This is a genomic window from Azospirillum sp. UENF 211521 (genome assembly GCF_058780535.1).
Genome location: NZ_JBSNCF010000002.1, coordinates 26,726 through 47,405 on the forward strand (window position 1 = coordinate 26,726; position 20,680 = coordinate 47,405).

General features: G+C 69.5%; 16 protein-coding genes. 11 read left to right on the forward strand and 5 right to left on the reverse strand.

Annotation, left to right across the window (positions count from 1 at the left end; translation table 11 throughout):
* Positions 1 to 108: 108 nt before the first annotated feature.
* Positions 109 to 2,475: a GumC family protein gene (locus tag ACWPN5_RS16865; protein ID WP_247888499.1), complete on the reverse strand. Its 2,367-nt coding sequence runs from the start codon at positions 2,473 to 2,475 to the stop codon at positions 109 to 111.
* 3 nt (positions 2,476 to 2,478) lie between these two features.
* The gene (locus tag ACWPN5_RS16870; protein ID WP_492296425.1) at positions 2,479 to 3,264 is read right to left on the reverse strand and encodes a WecB/TagA/CpsF family glycosyltransferase; all 786 of its coding nucleotides are present in this window, start codon (positions 3,262 to 3,264) and stop codon (positions 2,479 to 2,481) included.
* 489 nt (positions 3,265 to 3,753) lie between these two features.
* On the opposite strand from ACWPN5_RS16870, the gene ACWPN5_RS16875 reads away from it, so the two are divergent.
* Positions 3,754 to 6,030 carry a helicase-related protein gene (locus ACWPN5_RS16875; protein WP_492296426.1) on the forward strand — a complete coding sequence of 759 codons (2,277 nt, stop codon included), beginning with the start codon at positions 3,754 to 3,756 and terminating at the stop codon, positions 6,028 to 6,030.
* A gap of 148 nt (positions 6,031 to 6,178) precedes the next feature.
* On the opposite strand, the gene gpmA is transcribed toward ACWPN5_RS16875, so the two are convergent.
* A complete protein-coding gene (gpmA, locus tag ACWPN5_RS16880) occupies positions 6,179 to 6,940 on the reverse strand; it encodes a 2,3-diphosphoglycerate-dependent phosphoglycerate mutase (protein ID WP_492296427.1) in 762 nt (253 codons plus the stop codon).
* Positions 6,941 to 7,167: 227 nt separating this feature from the next.
* On the opposite strand from gpmA, the gene ACWPN5_RS16885 reads away from it, so the two are divergent.
* Entirely contained in the window at positions 7,168 to 7,446 is a 279-nt protein-coding gene (locus ACWPN5_RS16885) for a MarR family transcriptional regulator (protein ID WP_236778250.1), read from the forward strand.
* Positions 7,447 to 7,458: 12 nt separating this feature from the next.
* Positions 7,459 to 7,800 (forward strand): hypothetical protein, encoded by a 342-nt coding sequence (locus ACWPN5_RS16890; RefSeq protein ID WP_145689901.1) that lies wholly within the window; start codon positions 7,459 to 7,461, stop codon positions 7,798 to 7,800.
* A gap of 15 nt (positions 7,801 to 7,815) precedes the next feature.
* Here ACWPN5_RS16890 and ACWPN5_RS16895 read toward each other — a convergent pair whose 3' ends face one another.
* Both ACWPN5_RS16895 and glgX read right to left on the reverse strand, forming a co-directional pair.
* A complete protein-coding gene (locus ACWPN5_RS16895) occupies positions 7,816 to 8,013 on the reverse strand; it encodes a Nif11-like leader peptide family natural product precursor (RefSeq protein WP_145689902.1) in 198 nt (65 codons plus the stop codon).
* Positions 8,014 to 8,185: 172 nt separating this feature from the next.
* Positions 8,186 to 10,471 carry a glycogen debranching protein GlgX gene (glgX, locus tag ACWPN5_RS16900; protein ID WP_145689903.1) on the reverse strand — a complete coding sequence of 762 codons (2,286 nt, stop codon included), beginning with the start codon at positions 10,469 to 10,471 and terminating at the stop codon, positions 8,186 to 8,188.
* 569 nt (positions 10,472 to 11,040) lie between these two features.
* Between glgX and ACWPN5_RS16905 the strand changes: the two genes are divergently transcribed.
* The 8 genes from ACWPN5_RS16905 (at position 11,041) to ACWPN5_RS16940 (ending at position 20,632) form a co-directional block, all read left to right on the forward strand.
* Positions 11,041 to 13,179: a hybrid sensor histidine kinase/response regulator gene (locus ACWPN5_RS16905; protein WP_492296430.1), complete on the forward strand. Its 2,139-nt coding sequence runs from the start codon at positions 11,041 to 11,043 to the stop codon at positions 13,177 to 13,179.
* 112 nt (positions 13,180 to 13,291) lie between these two features.
* Positions 13,292 to 14,569 carry a pentapeptide repeat-containing protein gene (locus ACWPN5_RS16910; RefSeq protein WP_492296431.1) on the forward strand — a complete coding sequence of 426 codons (1,278 nt, stop codon included), beginning with the start codon at positions 13,292 to 13,294 and terminating at the stop codon, positions 14,567 to 14,569.
* 40 nt (positions 14,570 to 14,609) lie between these two features.
* Positions 14,610 to 15,074, forward strand: a complete 465-nt coding sequence (locus ACWPN5_RS16915) for an RT0821/Lpp0805 family surface protein (RefSeq protein WP_492296432.1) — start codon at positions 14,610 to 14,612, stop codon at positions 15,072 to 15,074.
* Positions 15,075 to 15,195: 121 nt separating this feature from the next.
* Positions 15,196 to 15,930 carry an ATP phosphoribosyltransferase gene (gene hisG, locus ACWPN5_RS16920; protein WP_247888500.1) on the forward strand — a complete coding sequence of 245 codons (735 nt, stop codon included), beginning with the start codon at positions 15,196 to 15,198 and terminating at the stop codon, positions 15,928 to 15,930.
* Positions 15,914 to 17,233 (forward strand): histidinol dehydrogenase, encoded by a 1,320-nt coding sequence (gene hisD / locus ACWPN5_RS16925; RefSeq protein ID WP_145689908.1) that lies wholly within the window; start codon positions 15,914 to 15,916, stop codon positions 17,231 to 17,233. The genes hisG and hisD overlap by 17 nt, the downstream gene beginning before the upstream one ends.
* Positions 17,230 to 17,712 (forward strand): UPF0262 family protein, encoded by a 483-nt coding sequence (locus ACWPN5_RS16930; RefSeq protein WP_040134544.1) that lies wholly within the window; start codon positions 17,230 to 17,232, stop codon positions 17,710 to 17,712. Before hisD ends, ACWPN5_RS16930 begins: the two co-directional genes overlap by 4 nt.
* Positions 17,713 to 17,728: 16 nt before the next feature.
* On the forward strand, positions 17,729 to 18,190 hold the full coding sequence (locus ACWPN5_RS16935; RefSeq protein WP_109070989.1) for an arsenate-mycothiol transferase ArsC: 462 nt from the start codon (positions 17,729 to 17,731) through the stop codon (positions 18,188 to 18,190).
* Between the two features lie 135 nt (positions 18,191 to 18,325).
* A complete protein-coding gene (locus ACWPN5_RS16940; protein ID WP_492296434.1) occupies positions 18,326 to 20,632 on the forward strand; it encodes a hybrid sensor histidine kinase/response regulator in 2,307 nt (768 codons plus the stop codon).
* Positions 20,633 to 20,680: the final 48 nt, after the last annotated feature.

The following is a 20,680-nucleotide window of genomic DNA, read 5'->3' on the forward strand; positions in this document are numbered from 1 at the left end:
GTGCGTGTCGGAACGTCCCTCACAAGCACAACCCCCTCACCGGCCCTCCGGGCCACCCTCTCCCCGGAGGGGAGAGGGCTATACAGGCAGAGGCAAAGGAGACGTCGCTTACGGCGCGGCGCGCAGGGTCTGGTCGCCGTAGTATTTCCGCGTGGCGACGTAGCTGTTGTACGGACCCTGGTAGCCCTTGCTGGCCGCCTTCTTCAGGTTCACGTCGGTCATCACGCAGACGAACTTGCTGTGGTCGATCGGACCCAGGTCGGCCACCGCGTCCAGGTCGCTCGCCGTGGTGTGGCCCCAGCGGGTGACGAAGAGAACCTTGGAGGCGGCGCCGCAGACGATGCGGGCATCCGACACGGCCAGCGCCGGGGCGGTGTCGAACACCACCAGATCGAAGCTGGGGGACAGGCCGGCCATCAGCTGCACCAGGCTGTCGACGTTGAAGCGGTCCAGCGTCATCGGGTTCAGCTTGCCCGCCGGAACCATGGCGAAGGGCACGTCGTCGGAGGTGTGGACGATCTCGTCCAGCGTGGCGTCACCGGCGATCCAGTCCGACAGGCCCTTCTTGGTGGACAGGTCGAACAGACCCTCCATGCGGGAGCGGCGGAAGTCGGTGTCCACCACCACCACCCGGCGGCCGGCCTGGCTGGCGACCTGGGCGACGGCGAGCGTCAGCGAGGTCTTGCCGTCCTGCGGGCGGGCCGAGGTCACCGCCAGAGCGCCGACCGGACCGAGATCCGACAGGTGGTTGCGGAACAGGGCGCGCAGGGATTCGCTGAACAGCGAGAAGGGGTGGCGCTGGAAGATCTTGTAGAGCCGGCCCTTGGCCCCGCGGTCGCTGTGGTGCGGCACGATGTGGACGGTGCCGACGCCCAGGATGCGGCGCACGGCGTCCGGGGTGTGGATGCGGCGCTGGAGAAGCTCCAGACCGAAGACGCTGAAGATGGCGAGCGCGAGGGCGGCGACGAAGCCGGCCAGCAGCAGGAGGACGCGGAAGGGACCCGACGGCTCGTGCGGCACCTGCGGCGCGGAGACCAGCTTGACGGCGGCCGGGAAGGCGCGGCTGTCCTTCTGGGCCTCGACCTCTTCCAGACGGCCCAGCAGGCTGTCGAGAAGCTGGCGCTTGGCGGTCGCCTCGGATTCCAGGGTGCGCAGCGGGATGGCCTGCTCCTGCATGGTGGCGTAGCTGCCCTCCATGCGGGTGATCATGGAGCGGAGCGCGGTCTCCTGCTCGACCGCGACCTGGGCGGCTTCGCGGACGCCGTTGATCTCGCGGCGGATTTCCTGCTGGAGCGAAGAGTTGGCTTCGTTCAGGCGGCCCTGCAGCTCGACGATGCGCGGGTGCTTCGGACCGTACTGGCGGGAGAGCTGGGCCATTTCCGTGGAGATGGCGGCGACCGTGGCGCGGAGCTGGGCGACGACCGGCGAGGCGATGCTGCCGCCGATGGCGTTCCAGTTGCCGGCCTTCAGGTTGCGCTCCAGCGTGTCGGCCTGGGCGACCGAGCGGGCGCGGATGGCCGAGGCCTCGCTCAGGCGCAGGCGGGTCTGCTCAAGCTCGTTCTGGGCCATCAGGCCGGTGCCGCCCTTCAGCAGGCCGCCCTTGACGCGGGCCTCCTCGACCCGGGCGTCGGCCTCGGCCACCTCCTTGCGCAGCAGGACGATGCGGTCCTGCAGCCAGGAGATCGCGCTGGTCGACAGGTCGCGGTCCATCTGCTGGCGGGTTTCCATGTAGCGGCGGACGATGCCGTCCACCACGTCGCGGCTCAGCTGCGGCTCCTTGGAGGTGAAGCGCACCTGGATCACGCGCGACCGGCCGACGATGGCGACGTCCAGCTTGCGGTGGATGCGCGCGATGATCTGGTCGTTGCCCAGCGCCGCGTGCGCCTCGCGCGCCCGGATGTCCTGCGCCACCTCGTCACCGTGGCTCAGCAGCCAGGCGACCGGGGCCGGCGGGGTGCCCTCCCAGAAGCGCGAGGCGAGGTCGCGGCCGTAGGCCACCGCGCGCTCGACGAGCGGGAGCGTCTCGTCCTCCTGCGCCGGCGGGTTGAATTCCGGATGCTGGGCGAGCTGGAGATCGTTCACCACCTGGTTCAGCACCTGCGGCGACTTCAGGATCTCGATCTCGCTCAGGATCGCCGCGTCCTCGGTGGGGATCGCGCCCACCACCTGCTCGACCTCGCGGACGACGCGGACCTGCCGGTTGTCGACCAGCAGAAGGGCTTCGGAGGTGTACTGGTCCTTGAGCGTGGAGACGCCCAGGGCCGACAGGCCGGTCAGCACCACCACGATGGCCGCGATCAGCCACTTGTGGCTGGCCAGCACGCGCAGGATGAAGCGGAAGTCGGGACCCATGGACGGGGTCTGGGATTCGAACTCGCTGCGCCGGGACGGGCCGGGGGCGGCGGGCCATGCCGGAACCGGAGCCGGCGGACCGCCGTGATGGCCGCCATGATTGACTTGGGGCAGATTTTCCACGACTCAAAGCTCCTTATGCATGGGCGCGGGTGCTGGGGCGCTGGACGAACGCATGGCGGCACGGCGCATAAGCATGACGGTGTGGGCGAAGCCGAAAGCGCCGACGCAATAGCGGCGAAACAGGCGGCGGGGCTCCTGGACCAGCCGGAACGCCCATTCCAGCCCGATGCGCTGGAGGGCGGCGGGGGCCCGGGTGAAGCGCCCGGCGAGGAAATCGATGATGGCGCCGCCGTTGACGATCAGCACCTTATGATCCAGCGCGCGCTTGAGCTGGGCCGCGACCTCCTCCTGGCGGGGCATGCCCATGGCCAGGATGATGACGTCGGGCTCAACCTCCCGCGCACGGGCGATGTAATGCTCCACGGAATGGAACCCGTGCTGGGCATCGACATAGTCGTGCGGGGTCCGCTCCTTCAGCCGCTCGATCCCCTCGTCCAGCCAGGGCGCCGCGGTGCCGTAGACGGCGACCCGGCGGGGCGACAGGTGGCGAAGGAGAAGCGGGATGAAATCGGTCCCGTTCATGTTCAGCCCGACCGGCTGGTCGAGCCACGGCAGGGCGGTCTCCAGCGCCACCCCGTCCCGCAACAGGACATCGGAGGCGCGGAAGGCCGACCACGCGGCGGAGGACCCCGCGCAGAGGTTCACGCCGTGAGCGTTGAGGAACGACAGGATGGTCGGTCGCTCGACGGCTGACAATGTCTTTATCAATGCATGGCGCTCGTCCTCGCAAGAAATACACCGTATTCTCTCGATCAGTGCCAGGACGTCACGAGGGGTCGGCATGCACATCTCCTAACCAAATCTGCGAAGCGACGACGGTTACGTTGTCTCTGGAACGATGATGCCCGACGGTTTGCGGTGCAGTAAGACGATATTGCTTGCTAACACTTTCGATTGGTGGCAGCCGGCTTGACCGTTACCGGGTACCCCTTTCGACGCGACCGCCAGACAACAGGGAATGATGTGGCCGGCACCGCCCCTTTTTCGCAGCGGTGGGATGGGAGAGGGGGAAGTTCAGGCGAATTAGCCCGGCCACGCCGGGGGAGCCCCTGAATCGGCTTGCCCTATCCTATGGCTCCGACCATATAGGTACGCCCGTGGGGCACCGGTGTGCGGAAGAGGGGGTGGGCGTCCGCCCCGCGGTGCGGCACTGTTCGAGGTCCGGCGAAGCCCCCCAAGACCGTCGGATCAAGACCGCCGGACCACACCAGCCCCCGACCAGTCCCTTGATTTCTCAGGCCGATCTCTCCGGGGCCGGCGATGGAAGAAGACCAGTTCATGAGCAACGACGAGACCACCCCCCGCCAAGCCGGCACCGCCGACGAGTTCGATCGCCGCGACGCGCTGCGCGCCATCGCCGCGGTGGTGCGCGGCGACGGGATCGAGGTGGACGCCGACAGCACCCCGGCCCGCTGGTCGGTCGCCGTCGTCCACGAGGTGGTCGTTCCCGGAACCGACCGGAAGCTGAAGCTGCGGTTCCGCGTGGCGCTCGGCCCGCTGCCCGACATCGAGGCGGAGCTGTGGGGGCTGATGACCGCGGAGGAGGGCTTCGGCCGTCCCCAGGCGAAGACCCTGGGCAAGCGGGTCAAGGCGGCCTGCCTGTCCTCCGCCGCCATCGAGAAGGCGCGCGGGCGGGTGGACGGCTGGTTCGCCTCGATGGCGCAGCGCGCCAACGGCTTCGGCGAGGCGTGGCGGCCCAAGGGCTTCGCCGACGAGCTGGGCCGGGTGATCGGCTTCGGCGGCCGCATCCCGCGCCTGCAGACCCTGCTCGACGCGCTGGAGGAGGCCTTCTCCACCGCCGCCGCCCGCGCCGGTCTGAAGGTCCGGCGGGAGCGGCTGGAGAACGCCTCCGGCCTCGGCGTCTATCTCGACAGCTTCGCCACGGCGCGCGCCATGGTGCGCAAGCTGCGGCTGTTCGTCGGCCCGACCAACTCCGGCAAGACCCACGCCGCCATGGACCGGCTGGCCGAGGCGCCGAGCGGCTGCTACCTCGCCCCGCTGCGCCTGTTGGCGCTGGAGGGGCAGGAGGCGCTGGAGACGCGCGGGCGGGCCTGCAGCCTGGTGACCGGCGAGGAGCGCGATGTGCGGCCCGGCGCCTCCTTCACCTCCTCGACCATCGAGATGGTCAACACCTCCAAGGTCTGGGGCGCCTGCGTCATCGACGAGATCCAGATGATCGGCGATCCCGACCGCGGCTGGGCCTGGACCCAGGCGGTGGCCGGCGTGGCCGCTCCGGAAATCCTGATGACCGGCTCCGCCGACGCCATCCCCTACGTGCAGCGCCTCGCCACCGCGCTGGGGGAGGAGTTGGAGGTCGTGGAGTTCACCCGCAAGTCGCCGCTGCGCGTGCAGGAGGAGCGGGTGGCGCTGGAGAATGTCCGCCGCGGCGACGCGGTGATCGCCTTCTCGCGCAAGGACGTGATGGGGCTGCGGCGCGAGCTGCTGGCCCGCGACCACACGGTGGCGGTGATCTACGGCGCCCTGTCGCCGGAGGTGCGGCGGGCCGAGGCGCGTCGTTTCCGCGACGGCACGGCGGACGTGCTCGTGGCGACCGACGCCATCGGCATGGGGCTGAACCTGCCGGTCGCCCGCGTCGTCCTGTCGACCACCCGCAAGTATGACGGGCGGGAGGAGCGCGACCTGAACTCCTCCGAAATCCGCCAGATCGGCGGGCGGGCCGGGCGCTTCGGCATGCACGAGGAAGGCCGCGTCGCGGTGCTGGAGGGGGAGAACATCAACCCGGTGCGCCGGGCGCTGACCACCCCGCCGGTGCCGCCGGAGGACCCGCGGGCCTGGATCAGCCCCAACCTGACCCACGTCGAGGCCATCGCGCGCGAGTTGGACACCGACAGCCTCGCCAAGGTGCTGCGCACGGCGGGGCAGGAGCTGCTGCGCGCCAACCAGACCTTCCGCATGACCGACCTGGAGCAGCGCATCCAGGCCGCCACGGCCGTGGACCGGGCGAAGCTGCCGCTGGCGGAGCGCGACATGCTGGCGCGCTGCCCGATCGACGTGCGCGACCAGAACAACCTGCGCCTGCTGGCGCTGTGGGCGACCAACCAGGGCAAGGGGATCCGCAATTCCGCCCCCGACGCCGCTGAACGCTTCCACCACCGCGTCGGCACCGACGTGGAGCTGGAGAAGGCCGAGCGCGCGGTGAAGGAGCTGACCGCCTACGCGTGGCTGGCCTACCGCTTCCCCGACGCCTATCCGGACATGGACCTGTGCCAGGAGCGCCGGGCGATGCTCAACGCCTTCATCGAGCGGACCCTGGCTGAACGCTCTCTGGCCCGCGCCTGCCCGGTCTGCGGCACGCGGCTGAAGGCCAACCACCGCTTCCGGGTCTGCGACAGCTGCTACGCCGGGCGGGTCGAGGAGCGCCAGGGCGAGCGTCATGGCGAGCGGCGCGGGCGCCGTCCCGACGGGGCGCGCGGCTCGGACAAGGGAGCGCCTCCGGCGGAGGGCGGCCATCCGCAATTCCACCACCCGCTGCCCGGCCGCAAGCGCGGCAAGGGCGGGGCGGGGCACCGGGGGCGCCGTCCCGCCGGCGGGTGAGGTCGTTCCCTCGCCCCTCTGGGGAGAGGGTGGCCCGAAGGGCCGGGTGAGGGGGTTGTGCGTGGCGGAGCGTCCGGCACAAGCGCAACCCCCTCACCCTAACCCTCTCCCCGGAGGGGAGAGGGAATGAAGGAAAGGGCTCATCGTATCACGCCGCCACGACCCCGCTCTGGCCGGTGTCGTCCCGGCGGGTCCAGGTGATCTCCTCGGTGCCGCCGCCGTCGGTCAGGAAGTACCGGCGCAGCGGCACCAGATCGGCGCCCAGCTCGTAGACCAGCGGGCGGCTGGTCGGGATTTCGAACAGCGGGATGTCCTGGTCGGGCACCTTGTCGAGATGCTTGACGAGGCCGCGCAGGCTGTTGCCGTGGGCCGACACCAGAACCCGCGCGCCCAGCCGCAGGGCCGGGCAGATGCCCTCCTCCCAGAAGGGGATCACCCGCTCGGTAGTGTCCTTCAGGCTTTCGCCGCGGGGCAGATTCGGGCGCCCGAGGCCGGCGTAGCGCCGGTCCGACACCGCGGAGCACGGGTCCTCCGGCTCGACCGGCGGCGGCGGGACGTCCCAGCTCCGCCGCCACAGGAAGACCTGATCGGCGCCGTGGCGGGCCGCCGTCTCCGTCTTGTTCAACCCCTGGAGCGCGCCGTAATGGCGCTCGTTCAGGCGCCAGTGCTTGTGCACCGGCAGCCACATCCGGTCCATCTCCTCCAGCACGATGTCGAGCGTCTTGATCGCCCGCTTCAGGACGGAGGTGAAGGCCACGTCGAAATCGAATCCGGCCTGCTTCAGCAGGCCGGCGGCGTGACGGGTCTCGGCCACCCCCTGTTCGGTCAGATCGACGTCGGTCCAGCCGGTGAACAGGTCCGAGCGGTTCCAGACGCTCTGACCATGCCGCAGCAGCACGAGCCGATGCATGGGTTCCCTCCTCCTCACGTGACGGTTGCTCCTTCCGGGAACGGGGGGACGGAGGAAGGGTTCCGGCCAAGGCGTCACAAATGGCCCGGCTTTGTGTCAATTTCGAAACGCACGAGACACATTCGGACAACAAATGCGGGGTAACCTGCGGAGCAGGCGAAATTATCCGCCCGGCGCGTTGCGCAGCCGGACTGCGACGCCGAGCCAACTTGCGTTCCGAGGCCGCCATGCAGCATCATGACCTCCTCTCCAGGACCGTTTCGACCGATCGGGACATCACCCTGGAGGCGCTTCGTGTGTTCACCTACCTGAGCCGGCGGCTCCATTTCGACCGTCCCGTGCCGGTGCTCCAGTCCGAACTGGCTGATGCGCTCGGCATGCAGCGGCCCAATGTCAACCGGGCCATCAAGCTGCTGGAGACCAAGCAGATCCTTCTGCGGGACTCCAAACTGGGGCGTGCGATCACGTTCCGGTTGAACCCGGAACTGGAGGGCGGCCGGGCCTGAAACTGGTCCGGAATGATTTTCGAAACGCGTCATCTTGTCTTCACGAACTCGGCCCTCAAGAAAGCCTTCGGCTGGTACCAGAAGGTGCCGAATCAGACCGATCTCCCCTTGGGCCTGATCGCCTCCGTCGTTCCGAAATCGGACGGAGGCGTGGTGGTCATGGTGCAGCAGGGTGCCGCGAAGGTGCGGGACGTCGCCTTCATGCCCAGCAAGACGCTCGGCATCCTCCTGCTGTTCTGCCGCCGTCAGAAAATTCCCATTCCGCGCGACGCCGAGAAGGACATCTTCCCGTCCGACGACGGGCTCATGATGACGGTCCGCGGCAGTTGCAACACCACGGCCCCGCCGCCGTGACCGTATCCGGCTGGATCAATCGGCTCCGCAGCCCACGGGCTGCGCCGCGGCCAGGGGAATGTCCGCCTCGGTGAAGCGGTAGCCGTGGCCAGCGGCGAAATCGACCAGATCGCCCAATGTCAGAAGCCCACGCGACGCCCGCCGCAGCGCTTTGCGCAGGGCGGGGTCGGCCTCGACCGCGACCAGGAACCGGATGTAGTCGCCATGACACATGCCCAGACCTCCTGATGTCGTTGCGGCGTTGCCGACACAAGCAATGGAACAACGCGGACAGTCCGTCGTCTTGATATCGTCTATTTGCCTAAAATTGTATATAAAAATCCGGACCGACGGTGCGGCGTCCTGCCGCACCGTCGGTCATCACCAGCCTAGATGGATCGGGCGATCACTCGCCCGGCTGCTGCACCGTCTCGGCCGGGCTGGCGCCCGACGCGATGCTGTCCGGCGTGATCGCCGCGACCGGTTCGCCCGGACCGGAGGCAGCGCGCAGGGCCCGCGCGGCGGCCTTCAGCCCCATGTCGGAGCGGCGGTCGGGCATCAGCTCAAACAGCAGCAGGGAGCGGCCGTTGACCGGGATCTCGTCGCCGGTCTGGGCGGTGGCAACCTCGAGGCGTTCGGGCTCCGTGGTGTCCACCAGGGTCAGCCAGCGGCTGCCGCCGGCGACCTCCGGCAGCTTGAACGGCACCACGTCGTGGTAGGCGTTGATGATGAGCAGCAGCGTGGCGTCGGACGCCACCTTCTTGATGCCGGTGGCCTGCGCCCGCCCGTCGAGCAGCATGCCCAGGCAGCGGGCCATCGGGTCCTGCCACTGCTCGGTCGTCTTCTCCTCGCCGGCGGGGGTGATCCAGGTGAGGTCCTTCACCTCCAGGTCGGGGTTGTAGGCCCCGGTGAAGAAGCGCCCGCGGCGCAGCAGCGGGTGGCTCTGCCGCAGCCCGATCAGATGGCGGACGAAGTCGGTCAGCGCCCAGCCCTCGTCGCTGACGCCCTCCCAGTCGATCCAGCTGATCTCGTTGTCCTGGCAGTAGGCGTTGTTGTTGCCGTTCTGGCTGCGCGCGAACTCGTCCCCGGCCAGGATCATCGGCGTGCCCTGGGACAGCAGCAGCGTGGCCAGCAGGTTGCGCATCTGGCGGAAGCGCAGGGCGTTGATCTCCGGATCGTCGGTCGGCCCCTCCGCCCCGTGGTTCCAGGAGATGTTGTGCGAATGGCCGTCGCGGTTGTCCTCGCCGTTCGCGTCGTTGTGCTTGTCGTTGTAGGCGACGAGGTCGTGCAGCGTGAAGCCGTCGTGGGCGGTGACGAAGTTGACGCTGGCCCAGGGCTTGCGGCCCCGGCGGTTGAACACGTCGGCCGAAGCGGCCATGCGGGTCGCCAGTTCGGGCAGCTTGCCCTCATCGCCCTTCCAGTAGGAGCGCACGGTGTCACGGAACTTGTCGTTCCACTCCGCCCAGCCCGGCGGGAAGCCGCCCACCTGATAGCCGCCGGGGCCGCAGTCCCACGGCTCGGCGATCAGCTTGACGCGCGACAGCACCGGGTCCTGGCGGCAGGCGTCGAGGAAGCCGCCGCTGTGGTCGAAGCCGTAGGTCTCCCGCGCCAGGATGGTGGCGAGGTCGAAGCGGAAGCCGTCGACATGCATCTCGGTCACCCAGTAGCGCAGGCTGTCGGTGACCATCTGCAGGACGCGCGAATGCACGAGGTTCAGCGTGTTGCCCGTGCCGGTGTCGTTGATGTAGTAGCGCGGGTCCGGCGCCAGCCGGTAGTAGGAGGCGTTGTCGATGCCCTTGAAGGACAGCGTCGGCCCCATCTCGTTGCCTTCGGCGGTGTGGTTGTAGACGACGTCGAGGATCACCTCGATCCCGGCGTCGTGCAGGCGGGCGACCATCTCCTTGAACTCATGGATCGCGCCGGTCGCCATGTAGCGCGGGTCGGGCGCGAAGAAGGAGATGCTGTTGTAGCCCCAGTAGTTGCGCAGCCCCTTTTCCAGCAGATAGCGGTCGTCCACGAAGGCGTGGACCGGCAGAAGCTCCACCGCGGTGACGCCCAGCGAGCGGATGTACTCCACCACCTCCTGCTGGGCAAAGCCGGCAAAGGTGCCGCGGTACTGCGGCGGCACCGCCGGATGCCGCATGGTGTAGCCGCGCACGTGGGTCTCGTAGAAGATCGACTTCTCCCAGGGGATCGCCGGGTGGCGGTCGTGGCCCCAGGTGAAGGCCGGGTCGATCACCACGCATTTCGGCATGCCGGGAGCGCTGTCGCGCCGGTCGAAGGACAGGTCGCCGCGCGGCGAGCCGACGCGGTAGCCGAAATGCGCGTCCGACCAGCGCAGCGGCCCGACCATGTGCTTGGCGTAGGGGTCGAGCAGCAGCTTGTTCGGGTTGAAGCGGTGGCCGGCCTTGGGCTCGTACGGCCCGTGCACGCGGTAGCCGTAGACAGTGCCCGGCCGGGCGTCCGGCAGATAGCCGTGCCACACCTCGTCGGTGTATTCGGGCAGCTCGATCCGTTCCAGCTCGCGGCGCCCCTCCTGGTCGAACAGGCACAACTCCACCTTGGTGGCGTTGGCGGAAAACAGCGCGAAGTTGACGCCCAGCCCGTCCCATGTGGCGCCGAGAGGGTAGGGAAGACCTTCCCGGATGCGGGACTGGCGGAAAACTTTAGGAGCGAACGGCGGCTTCTTCACGGTTGAACCTCGTGTGGGCGCGTTGCGGCATGAAGCAGCACAGGAACGCGCAGACCGCCCGGGTGATCCCGTCATCGGCACAATTTCCGATGAATGCCGGAGCTTCAACTCCTGGCCGAAGCAATTGGTGCTCCCTCACCCAAAGAGTGGGTCCGGTATGAGTATGGTCATAGTCGCCATGGCGAGTCGCGCCGATAACTATCGCATGCTATCATCGGTTCCAGACAATAAAGGCAAATAAACTTCTGGGGGATGTCCGGGGGCTTTCCGACAAAGGGCTGAGGAAGCGGGTGTAACGCAAATGACAACTTTCGCCTTTCCATGCCGTCTCCGGGTCTTCGGATGTGAAGACGTGGAAAGATCAATGATGGGCGGCGTTGGCGGCCATTCCTCTGCCGCTCTTTCAACCCACGCGCGATGCGCTGTCCGGCGATCCGCGAACCCTTGAGTCCGCTTCCCATCCATCGATCATCGCCCCGGACACAGGCTTCGCCGGTGATCCACGGCATCGTGCATCCGGCGGATCGGCGACGCCGTCTCCGCCCCGCCTCACCAAGACGCGCCCGCCCATGATCCGGCTCCCGGTCAACGCCTTGCTGAACTTCCACCCGAAAGCCATCCTGGCCGCCATCGTCCTGGTGATGACGCTGCTCGGCGGCGTGGCCTGGGGGGGGCTGTCGCTGGTCGATTACGTCAGCACGCTCGACCGCGCCGAACGCGGCACCCGGCAGGCCGCGGCCTTCCTCGAAGGGCACGCGGACGCGGTGCTGGACGGCGGGGCCGCGGCCCTGGCGCGGGTCGCCGACCGGCTGGAGGAGGGCGGCTTCGCGTCGCTCGCCGACCGGGCCCTGGGCGAGGCGCTGGCGGCGTCGCGGTTCGGCGCGCTGTCCATCCTGGACGCCGGCGGCCGGACGGTGTTCGGCCCCTCCATCCATCCCGACGGCGGCACCGCCAGCCTGTTCCAGGGGGCGGACGGCGCTCTCGAGCTTCTGCACGGGCAGGTGGACGGGCTGGATTCCATCCTGATGGTCCGCCGCATCCTGGGGCGCGAGGGCATTCTGGAGGGGGCGGTCCTGCTGGCGCTTCCTTCGTCCAGCCTGCACACGGTGCTCGACGTGTTCAGCGACGGGCGGCACAACGTGGCCGGGCTGTTCCGCCTGGACGGCACGCGGCTGGCCGGCATCGGGGGCGCCGGGATCGGTCCGCTGCCGGCGCTGGGGCCGGGGGAGGATGCCGGCGAGAGCGATTGGACGGTCGGCGGAGAGGGCGCCGTCATCGGCCTGAAGCGGATGCGCGACTTCCCGGCGGTCGCCGCGGTCGCCCTGCCGCGCGGCATCGTCCTGGAGCCGTGGAGCAACCGCCTGCAGCACGGCTTCATGATGGTCGGCGTCAGCGTCCTCGCTTTGTTCGGGCTGGCCGCCCTCGGCTGGGCCAGCCTGCGGCGCGAGGCGGCGGCCCGCGACGCCCTGCGCGACGCCAACGCCCGGCTGGAGCAGCGGGTCGAGGAGCGCACCGCCGACCTGCGCTCCCTCAACCAGAAGCTCGTCCGCGCCCTGGCCGAGAAGGAGCGCGCCAACCAGGCCAAGGCCCGTTTCCTGTCGGCGGCCAACCACGACCTGCGCCAGCCTTTCCAGGCGCTGCGCCTGTTCCATCATCTGCTGATGGAGCGGCTGAAGGAGCCGCGCGAGCGGTCGATCGCCGAGAAGATGGGCGAGGCGCTGGACAGCGGGGAGAAGCTGCTGCACGCGCTGCTGGAGGTCGCCACCCTGGACGCCGGGGTGGTCCGTCCGAACATCGCCGACGTGCCGGTCGCCACGGTGCTGGACAGCGTGGCCACGGAATTCCGCGGGCTGGCGGCGGACAAGGCGCTGGACCTGCGGGTGCGCGGCTTCCCCGCGATGGTGCGCACCGACGCCACGCTGCTGACGCGGATGCTGGGAGACCTGCTGCGCAACGCCATCGCCTACACCCCGTCGGGCGGTGTCGTGGTCGGTTGCCGGCGGCGCGGCCAATGGCTGCGCATCGAGGTGTGGGACACCGGCTCCGGCATCGCGGCGGAGCATCTGGACGCCATCTTCGAAGACTTCGTGCAGCTCGGCAACCCGGAGCGCGACCGCCGCCGCGGCCTGGGGCTGGGGCTTCCCAAGGTGCGCCGCAAGGCTGCGCTGCTGGGCCACGCGGTGGAGGTCCGCTCGCGCCCCGGCCATGGCTCCGTCTTCTCCATCATGGTCCCGCTGGCGGCCAGCGAATCGCGGACGGACGCGGTGGTTCCGGTGGCCGCCGGGCGGGCGGAGGATTCCGACACCCGCCTGATTCTGATCGTGGAGGACGACCCGGTGCAGAGCGCCGGGATGCAACTCCTTCTGGAAAGCTGGGGCCACGACGTTCTGATGGCGGCGGACGGGCCGGCGGCGCTGGCGGCGCTGCGCGCTGCCCCGCGCTGCCCGGACGTGATCCTGTCCGACTTCCGCCTGCCGGGACCGCTGACCGGCGCCGAGACGGTCACCCGCGCGGCGGAGCAGGAGGGGCGGCCGATCCCCGGCATCATCCTGACCGGCGACACCGCCCCCGAACGCATTCGCGAGGCGGTGGCCGCCGGCTGCCGGCTGCTGCACAAGCCCGTCACCCCCGACGTGCTGCGCGACGCTCTGAACGCCCTGGGAACGGACCGCCAGCCGGTCCGCCACAGCCGGTCGTCCGCGGCCTGACCGCCGGAAGGCCTCGTCCTCGACAGGAAGAGCCTCCTATCGAGGGCTGCATTAATGATTCGTGAAGGCCGCAAAAGGTACTCTGAAACCGTGATCGGAGGCGAACACGGCCATGCAGCAGCGTCCTCTCACCCGTCTGGATCAGGTCCAGCTCGACGCGGTGGTGCGCCGGCACGAGATGTTTCGGAACGCCCGCATCGGCGGGGCGCGGGCGACGTTGTCCTTTTTCGACCTGAACGGGCTGGACCTCGCCGGGCGTGACCTCGCCCACGCCGACTTCGCCGGGGCCAGCCTGCGCGGGGCCAACCTGGCCGGGGCGCGGCTCGACTGCGCGTCGATGTTCGCCGCCGACCTGCGGCTGGCCAACCTGGAGAACGCCAGCCTGATCAAGGCGGACCTGCGCGGCGCCTGCCTGCGCGGCTCCATCCTGATCGGCGCCAACCTGTTCGAGGCCGACCTGCGCGACGGCTCGCTGGCGGAAAAGGACCGCGACGGCAGCCTGCGCATCCTCAAGGTGGACTCTCAGCCGACGGAGGCGTCGGGGGCCGACCTGTCGGGCGCCAACCTGACCAACGCCCGGCTGTCCGGCGCCATGGCCATCCACACCGACTTCACCGACGCGCTGATGCGCGGGTGCAAGCTGGTGCGCGCCACCATGCGCGGGGCCAACTTCACCGGATCGGACCTGTCGGGAGCGGATCTGCGCGGCGCCTGCCTGCGCGGCGCGGTGCTGACCGGCGCCACCATGGTCATGACCGAACTGGCCGACGCCGACATGGAGGACGCCCTGACCGACGATCCGGTGGGCCGCGTCGTCGCCGAACTCGGGCGCCCGCTGGACGAACTGCTGCACGACCACATCCGCTGGGTCGGGTCGAGCGGGGCGGAGGGGACGGCGCTCGACCTCTCGGGATTCGACCTGCGGCACGCTCCGTCGCTGGCCCACACCTGCCTGACCATGCTGCGGGCGGTGGGGGCGACGCTCTACGGGCTGGACCTGACGAGCGTGCAGCTTCAGGCGGCGGTCCTGGAGAAGGGCGATCTGCGGCTCGCCAAGCTGATCGGCGGCGACCTGCGCGGCGTCAATCTGCGGCTGGCCAAGCTGAACAACGCCGACCTGCGCAAGGCCAACCTGCGCCCGCTCTATTTCGACGAGAAGCGGTCGATGCAATCCGACCTGACGGGCGCCCGGCTGCGCTACGCCGACCTGCGCGGCGCCTGTCTGCGCGAGGTGAGTTTCGCGGGGGCCGACCTGTCCTTCGCCAACCTGTCCGGCTGCGACCTGACCAAGACGGACCTGACCAACGCCCGCATGTTCGGGGCGAAGCTGGACCGGCGCTCGCTGTCCGACGGCGCCATTCTCGACGGTGTGGCGGGGCTCAAGCTTTAGGACTATATCTGTTGCGGATTTCCTGCAGGAGTGCTGTCCCATGTCCGGGCGCGTCGGTGCGGTTCGCGGTGGCGTTGTGTTCGGCGGCGTGGTCTTCGGTTTGGCGCTCGCGGTCGGGCTGACGGCCCTGTCCGGTCCGGCGCAGGCGCGGTCGTCGGTGTTCCTGTCCTTCGGTGGGCCGGTCTATCCCGACTATCCGCCGCCCTACCGGCATTTTCACGGCTATCCGCCGCCGGTCTATGGGCCTCCGGTCTATGTGGTGCCGGCCCCGCCGCCGGTGGTGTATGTGCAGCCGGCGCCGGTCCCGTCCCCGCCGCCCGCGGTGGTTTTCACCGAACCCGCGCCGGCCCCCATCGCCGCCACCCCGGCCGGCCCGGCCTACATGGCCCGCAACGGTCAGCTCTGCCGGGAGTACCAGACGACGGTGATGATCGGCGGTCTGGCGCAGCCCGGCTACGGCACCGCCTGCCGGCAGCCCGACGGAAGCTGGCGGGTGGTCAACTGAGCGGCCGTTGCCGTTTCAGCGCCGGGCAACGCCGTTCTGCGCCGCACTATGCCTCCTAAGACCGTGACGGCGGCGCGGAATGTGGTATATCCGGGCAGCGGTTCAGCCCGAGGAGAGTTCTTTGCCCGCCGATACCCGTGCTCTTGGCGTGCCGGCGCCCAGCGCGTTGGCCGATGAGTCGTCGACTGTGCCGGCCGATCAGCCGCTGGTTCTGGCCCTGCCCAAGGGACGCATCCTGAAGGAGCTGCGCCCGTTGCTCGCCCACGCCGGCATCGAGCCGGAAGCGGCGTTCGACGATGCGGACAGCCGGCTCCTGCGCTTTGCGACCAACATCCCGAACCTCAGCATCATCCGCGTCCGCTCCTTCGACGTGGCGACCTTCGTGGCCTTCGGCGCCGCCCATCTGGGCGTGGCCGGCAACGACGTGCTGATGGAGTTCGACTATCCGGAAATCTACGCGCCGCTCGACCTCGGCATCGGAAAGTGCCGCCTGTCGGTCGCCGAACCGGTCGAACTGGGGGAGAGCGACGATCCGTCGCGTTGGAGCCACGTGCGTGTCGCGACCAAATACCCGGAGGTCACCAGGAAGCATTTCGCGGCGCGCGGGGTGCAGGCGGAGTGCGTGAAACTGAACGGTGCCATGGAACTTGCCCCGACCCTCGGCCTGTGCCGCCGCATCGTCGATCTGGTGTCCACCGGCTCGACGCTGAAGGCGAACGGTCTGGTGGAGATCGAGCACATCGCCGACGTCACCTCCCGCCTCATCGTCAACCGGGCCGCCTTCAAGACGCGGCCCGAAGAAATCTCCGGCTGGATCGACCGCTTCCGGGAGGCTGTGAATGCCCGTCAGGCTTGATGCCCAGGACCCCCGCTTCGCCGACGGCTTCGCCAAAGGTTTCGAGGGTCTGCTGCACGCCAAGCGCGAGACCAGCGAGGACGTCCAGGCGCTGGTCGCCGGCGTCATCGACGCGGTGCGCAAGCGCGGCGACGCGGCGCTGATCGACTACACCGCCCGCTGGGACCGCCAGACGCTGACGCCCGAAACCCTGCGCATCTCCCAGGAGGAGGTGGACGCGGCGGTGGGCAAGTGCAGCGACGACCTGCTGCGCGCGCTCGACACCGCGGCGGAGCGCATCGAGAGCTTCCACCGGCTCCAGGTGCCGGAGACCACCGACTACCGCGACGCCCAGGGCGTGCGGCTGGGCGCCCGCTGGACGGCGGTCGGCGCCGCCGGCCTCTATGTGCCGGGCGGCACGGCGTCCTACCCCAGCTCCGTCCTGATGAACGCGCTGCCGGCCAAGGTCGCCGGGGTGGAGCGCATCGTCATGGTGGTGCCGACTCCAGACGGGGCGATCAACCCGCTGGTCCTGGCCGCTGCCAAGCGCTGCGGCATCACCGAGATCTACCGCATCGGCGGCGCCCAGGCCGTGGCCGCCCTGGCCTACGGCACGGCGACCATCGCTCCGGTGGACAAGATCGTCGGCCCCGGCAACGCCTTCGTCGCCGCCGCCAAGCGTCTGGTCTACGGCACGGTCGGCATCGACAGCATCGCCGGCCCGTCGGAGATCCTGGTGGTCGCTGACAACCGGAACGATCCGGCCTGGATCGCCATGGACCTGCTGTCCCAGGCGGAGCACGACACCTCGGCCCAGTCGATCCTCATCACCGACGACCCGGCTTTCGCCGACGCGGTGGCGGCGGCGGTCGACACGCATCTGGAGACGCTGCCGCGCGCCGCCATCGCCGGCGAGAGCTGGCGGGAGCACGGCGCGATCATCGTGGTGCGCGACCTGCTGGCCGAGTCGCCGGCCCTGATCGACCGTCTGGCGCCGGAGCATCTGGAACTGGCGGTGGAGGACCCCGACGCGCTGGCCGCGAAGGTGCGCAACGCCGGAGCCATCTTCCTCGGCCGCCACACGCCGGAAGCCATCGGCGATTACGTCGCCGGCCCGAACCACGTCCTGCCGACGGCGCGCTCCGCGCGCTTCTCGTCGGGCCTGAACGTGCTGGATTTCATGAAGCGGACGACCTTCGTCGCCTGCGACGCGGAGAGCGTGAAGGCGATCGGCCCGGCGGCGGTGACGCTGGCCCGGTCGGAGGGTCTGGACGCGCACGCGCTGTCGGTGGCGCTGCGCCTGCCGGGGGGAGGTCAAGGGTGAGCACGAAGGGCAACCGGCGCATCGTCCATGTGACGCTCGATGAGAAGACCGTGATCCGGCGCAAGCCGGAGGTGGAGCACGAGCGCGCGGTTGCCATCTTCGACCTGCTCGAAGACAACGAGTTCTGCCCCTGCGACCATGCGGACGACGGCCCCTACCACCTGCATCTGTCGATCGAGGACAACCGGTTGGTCTTCGACGTCCGCCGTGACGACGACAGCGCGCTGGACAAGATCACCCTGCCGGTGACCGGCTTCCGGTCCATCGTCCGGGACTATTTCCTGATCTGCGAAAGCTACTATCAGGCGATCAAGCGCTCCACGCCGTCGCAGATCGAGGCGATCGACATGGGGCGCCGCGGCTTGCACAACGAAGGATCGGAGATGCTGCGCGAACGGCTGGCCGGAAAGGTCGAGATGGATCTCCAGACGGCGCGGCGGCTGTTCACGCTGATCTGCGTCCTCCACATCCGCGGCTGACGGGGTCGGGCGGCGCATGGCCCCGGTGCTGCAACCGCTCCCCGTGACGAGCGTGTTGTTCGCCTGCACCTACAACATGATCCGCTCCCCGATGGCGGCGGCGATCATGCGGCATTTCCACGGCACGCGCGTCTATGTCGACTCGGTCGGCGTGCGCGAGGGGGATGAGGTGGATCCCTTCGCCGTGGCGGTGATGGAGGAGATGGGCATCGATCTGTCCCGCCACCGCTGCCGCAGCTTCGAGGATCTGGAGGACACCAACTTCGACCTGATCGTGTCGCTGTCGCCGGAGGCGCAGCACCGCGCCATCGAGATGACCCGCACGATGGCCTGCGAGGTGGAGTTCTGGAACACCTTCGACCCCACGCTGGTGGACGGCAACCGCGAGGCCATGCTGGACGCCTACCGCAAGGTGCGCGACGGCCTGCTGGGCAAGATCAAGGAGCGCTTCCCGCTGTCCCGCGGCCCGACGGTGTGATCATCGGCGGGCGCGGCGACGGCTTTCGGGGAAGTCCTTTTTCAAGGTTGGGTTGAGGTGCTATTGAGATGAATCATCGAATGACGTGCGTCCCCCCGCCTAGACTCTAGCGGTCCCTGAGAGGTCCTCCGCCTGATGCCCGCCGGTTTGCCGTCCCGCCTGATTCGTGCCACCGGCCTGCGGAGTCTCCGGCTGCGTCTGATGGTCGTCGTTCTGACGTCCCTGGCCCTGCCGCTGGCCGGGGCGCTGTACTTCTTCGACCAGCAGCTCAACCAGCGCCTGAGCAGCGCCCGCGAGTTGGCGCGTCACCTGACCGAGGATGGGGTGGAGCGCCAGCGCGACCTGATCGGCGAGGCGCGGAACCTGCTGAGCGTCCTCGCCCTGGTGCCGTCGGTCCGCGACGCCGCCCACGGCAACACCGACGCCTGCGTCGCCACGCTGGCGCCGATGCCGCGGCAGCACCGCTGGACGACCGGCGTGTGGGTGACCGACCCGAACGGCCTCCTCATCTGCGACACGACCGGTCCCGGCTCCGGGATCAGCCTGCGCGAGCGTGAGTATTTCCAGCGGGCGCTCGACACCAAGTCCTTCGTGCTGAGCGAGGTGGTGGTCGGCAAGCGGTCGGGAAAGCCGCTGATCCTGGCGGTGCAGCCGGTGCTGGTGAACGGCGAGGTCGAGCGGGTGCTGGGCGTCGCCATCGATCTGGCTTGGCTGACCGATCTCGTGAAGGTGACGCGGCAGGACGACGCGCGCATCCTGGTGCTGGACCGCCGCGGCGTGGTGATCGCGCGCCAGCCCGATCCGGAAGGCTGGGTCGGGCGCAGCCTGGCGGACTTCCCGCACATCCGGCGCATGCTGGCCGAGGACAGCGGCGCGTTCGAGGGCGAAAGCGCCGACGGGCTGAACCGCATCTGGGCCTTCCGCCATTCCGGGGAAACCGACACCGTCTTCGCCGTGGGCATGCCGACCGGGCCGATCGTGGCGGACGCCCAGCGCGACCTGCTGCGCGGGCTGGTCCTGCTCGGCATTGCCGGGCTGCTCAGCGTGGCGGCGCTCTGGTCGCTGCTCCACGCCTCGGTCCTGCGCTGGATGCGCGTTCTGAGCCAAGCGGCGACCCGGATCGGGGCCGGCGACGTCGGGACCGTGGTGGAGGCGCGCGGCGCGCCCGACGAGATCGGGCTGGTCGCCAACGCCTTCAACGACATGTCGGGCCGGCTGAAGCGGCGCGAGCAGGAGTTGCGCGCCGCCATGGAGGAGGCCCGCGCCGGCAGCCGCGCCAAGGAGGACTTCCTGGCGACCATGAGCCACGAGATCCGCACGCCGATGAACGGCGTGATCGGCTTCGCCGACATGCTCCTGGAAACGCCCCTGACGGCGGAGCAGCGGCGCTACGCCTCGCAGGTCCGCGAGGCCGGGCGCTCCCTGCTGACCGTCATCAACGACGTGCTGGACCTGTCGAAGCTGGAGGCGGGCAAGCTCGATCTGGTCTGCGTGCCGTTCCGGCTGGACGATCTGGCCGACCGCTGCGAGGCCATCGTGCGGCTGGCCGCCGATCAGAAGGGGCTGGAGATCCACACCTCGGTCTCCGCGGCGGCGCGCGGCTATGTGATGGGCGACCCCGACCGGGTGCGCCAGATCCTGCTGAACCTGCTGGGCAACGCGGTGAAATTCACCGACACCGGCAGCGTCCGCCTGACCGTCAAGGCGATGGGCGACGAGTCGGGCCCCCGCCGCTACACCGTCACCGTCAGCGACACCGGCATCGGCGTGCCCGAGGACCGCCAGCGCGAGCTGTTCCAGCGCTTCAGCCAGCTCGACCGCGGGCGCGGCGGCACCGGGCTGGGGCTGGCCATCTGCCGCCGTCTGGTCGAGCTGATGGGCGGCGAGATCGGCGTGGAAAGCCGCCCCGGCGTCGGCAGCACCTTCTGGTTCAGCCTGCCGCTGAAGCCCGCCAGCGCCCCGGAACGGGACGACCATGACGGCGGCGCGCTGACCCACCACCAGCCGTCCAGCCGCGGCGCGCGCATCCTGCTGGCCGAGGATCTGGCGATGAACCGCGATCTGGTCATCGCCATGCTGACCCGGGCCGGGCACCATGTGGACGCCGTGTCCGACGGCGCCGCCGCCGTGACCGCGGTGCAGGAGCGGGCCTACGACCTGGTCCTGATGGACGTCCAGATGCCGGTGATGGATGGTCTGGAGGCGACGCGCCGCATCCGGGCGCTTCCCGGCGCGCCGGGCCGCGTCCCGATCCTTGCCCTGTCGGCGGGCGTGCTGGCCGTGGAGGTGGAGCGCTGCCGGCAGGCCGGGATGGACGACCATCTGGCCAAGCCCTTGGAGAAGAGCAAGCTTCTGGCCGCCGTCGATCATTGGAACGGCGATGGGCGGCGGACGGCGGTCGATCCCCGGGCGGTCCGGACGGTCGATACGCCCGTGGATTGATCCGGTCCCGCCGATTCCGGCAATGATTAAGAAAAATTAAGGCTTTTG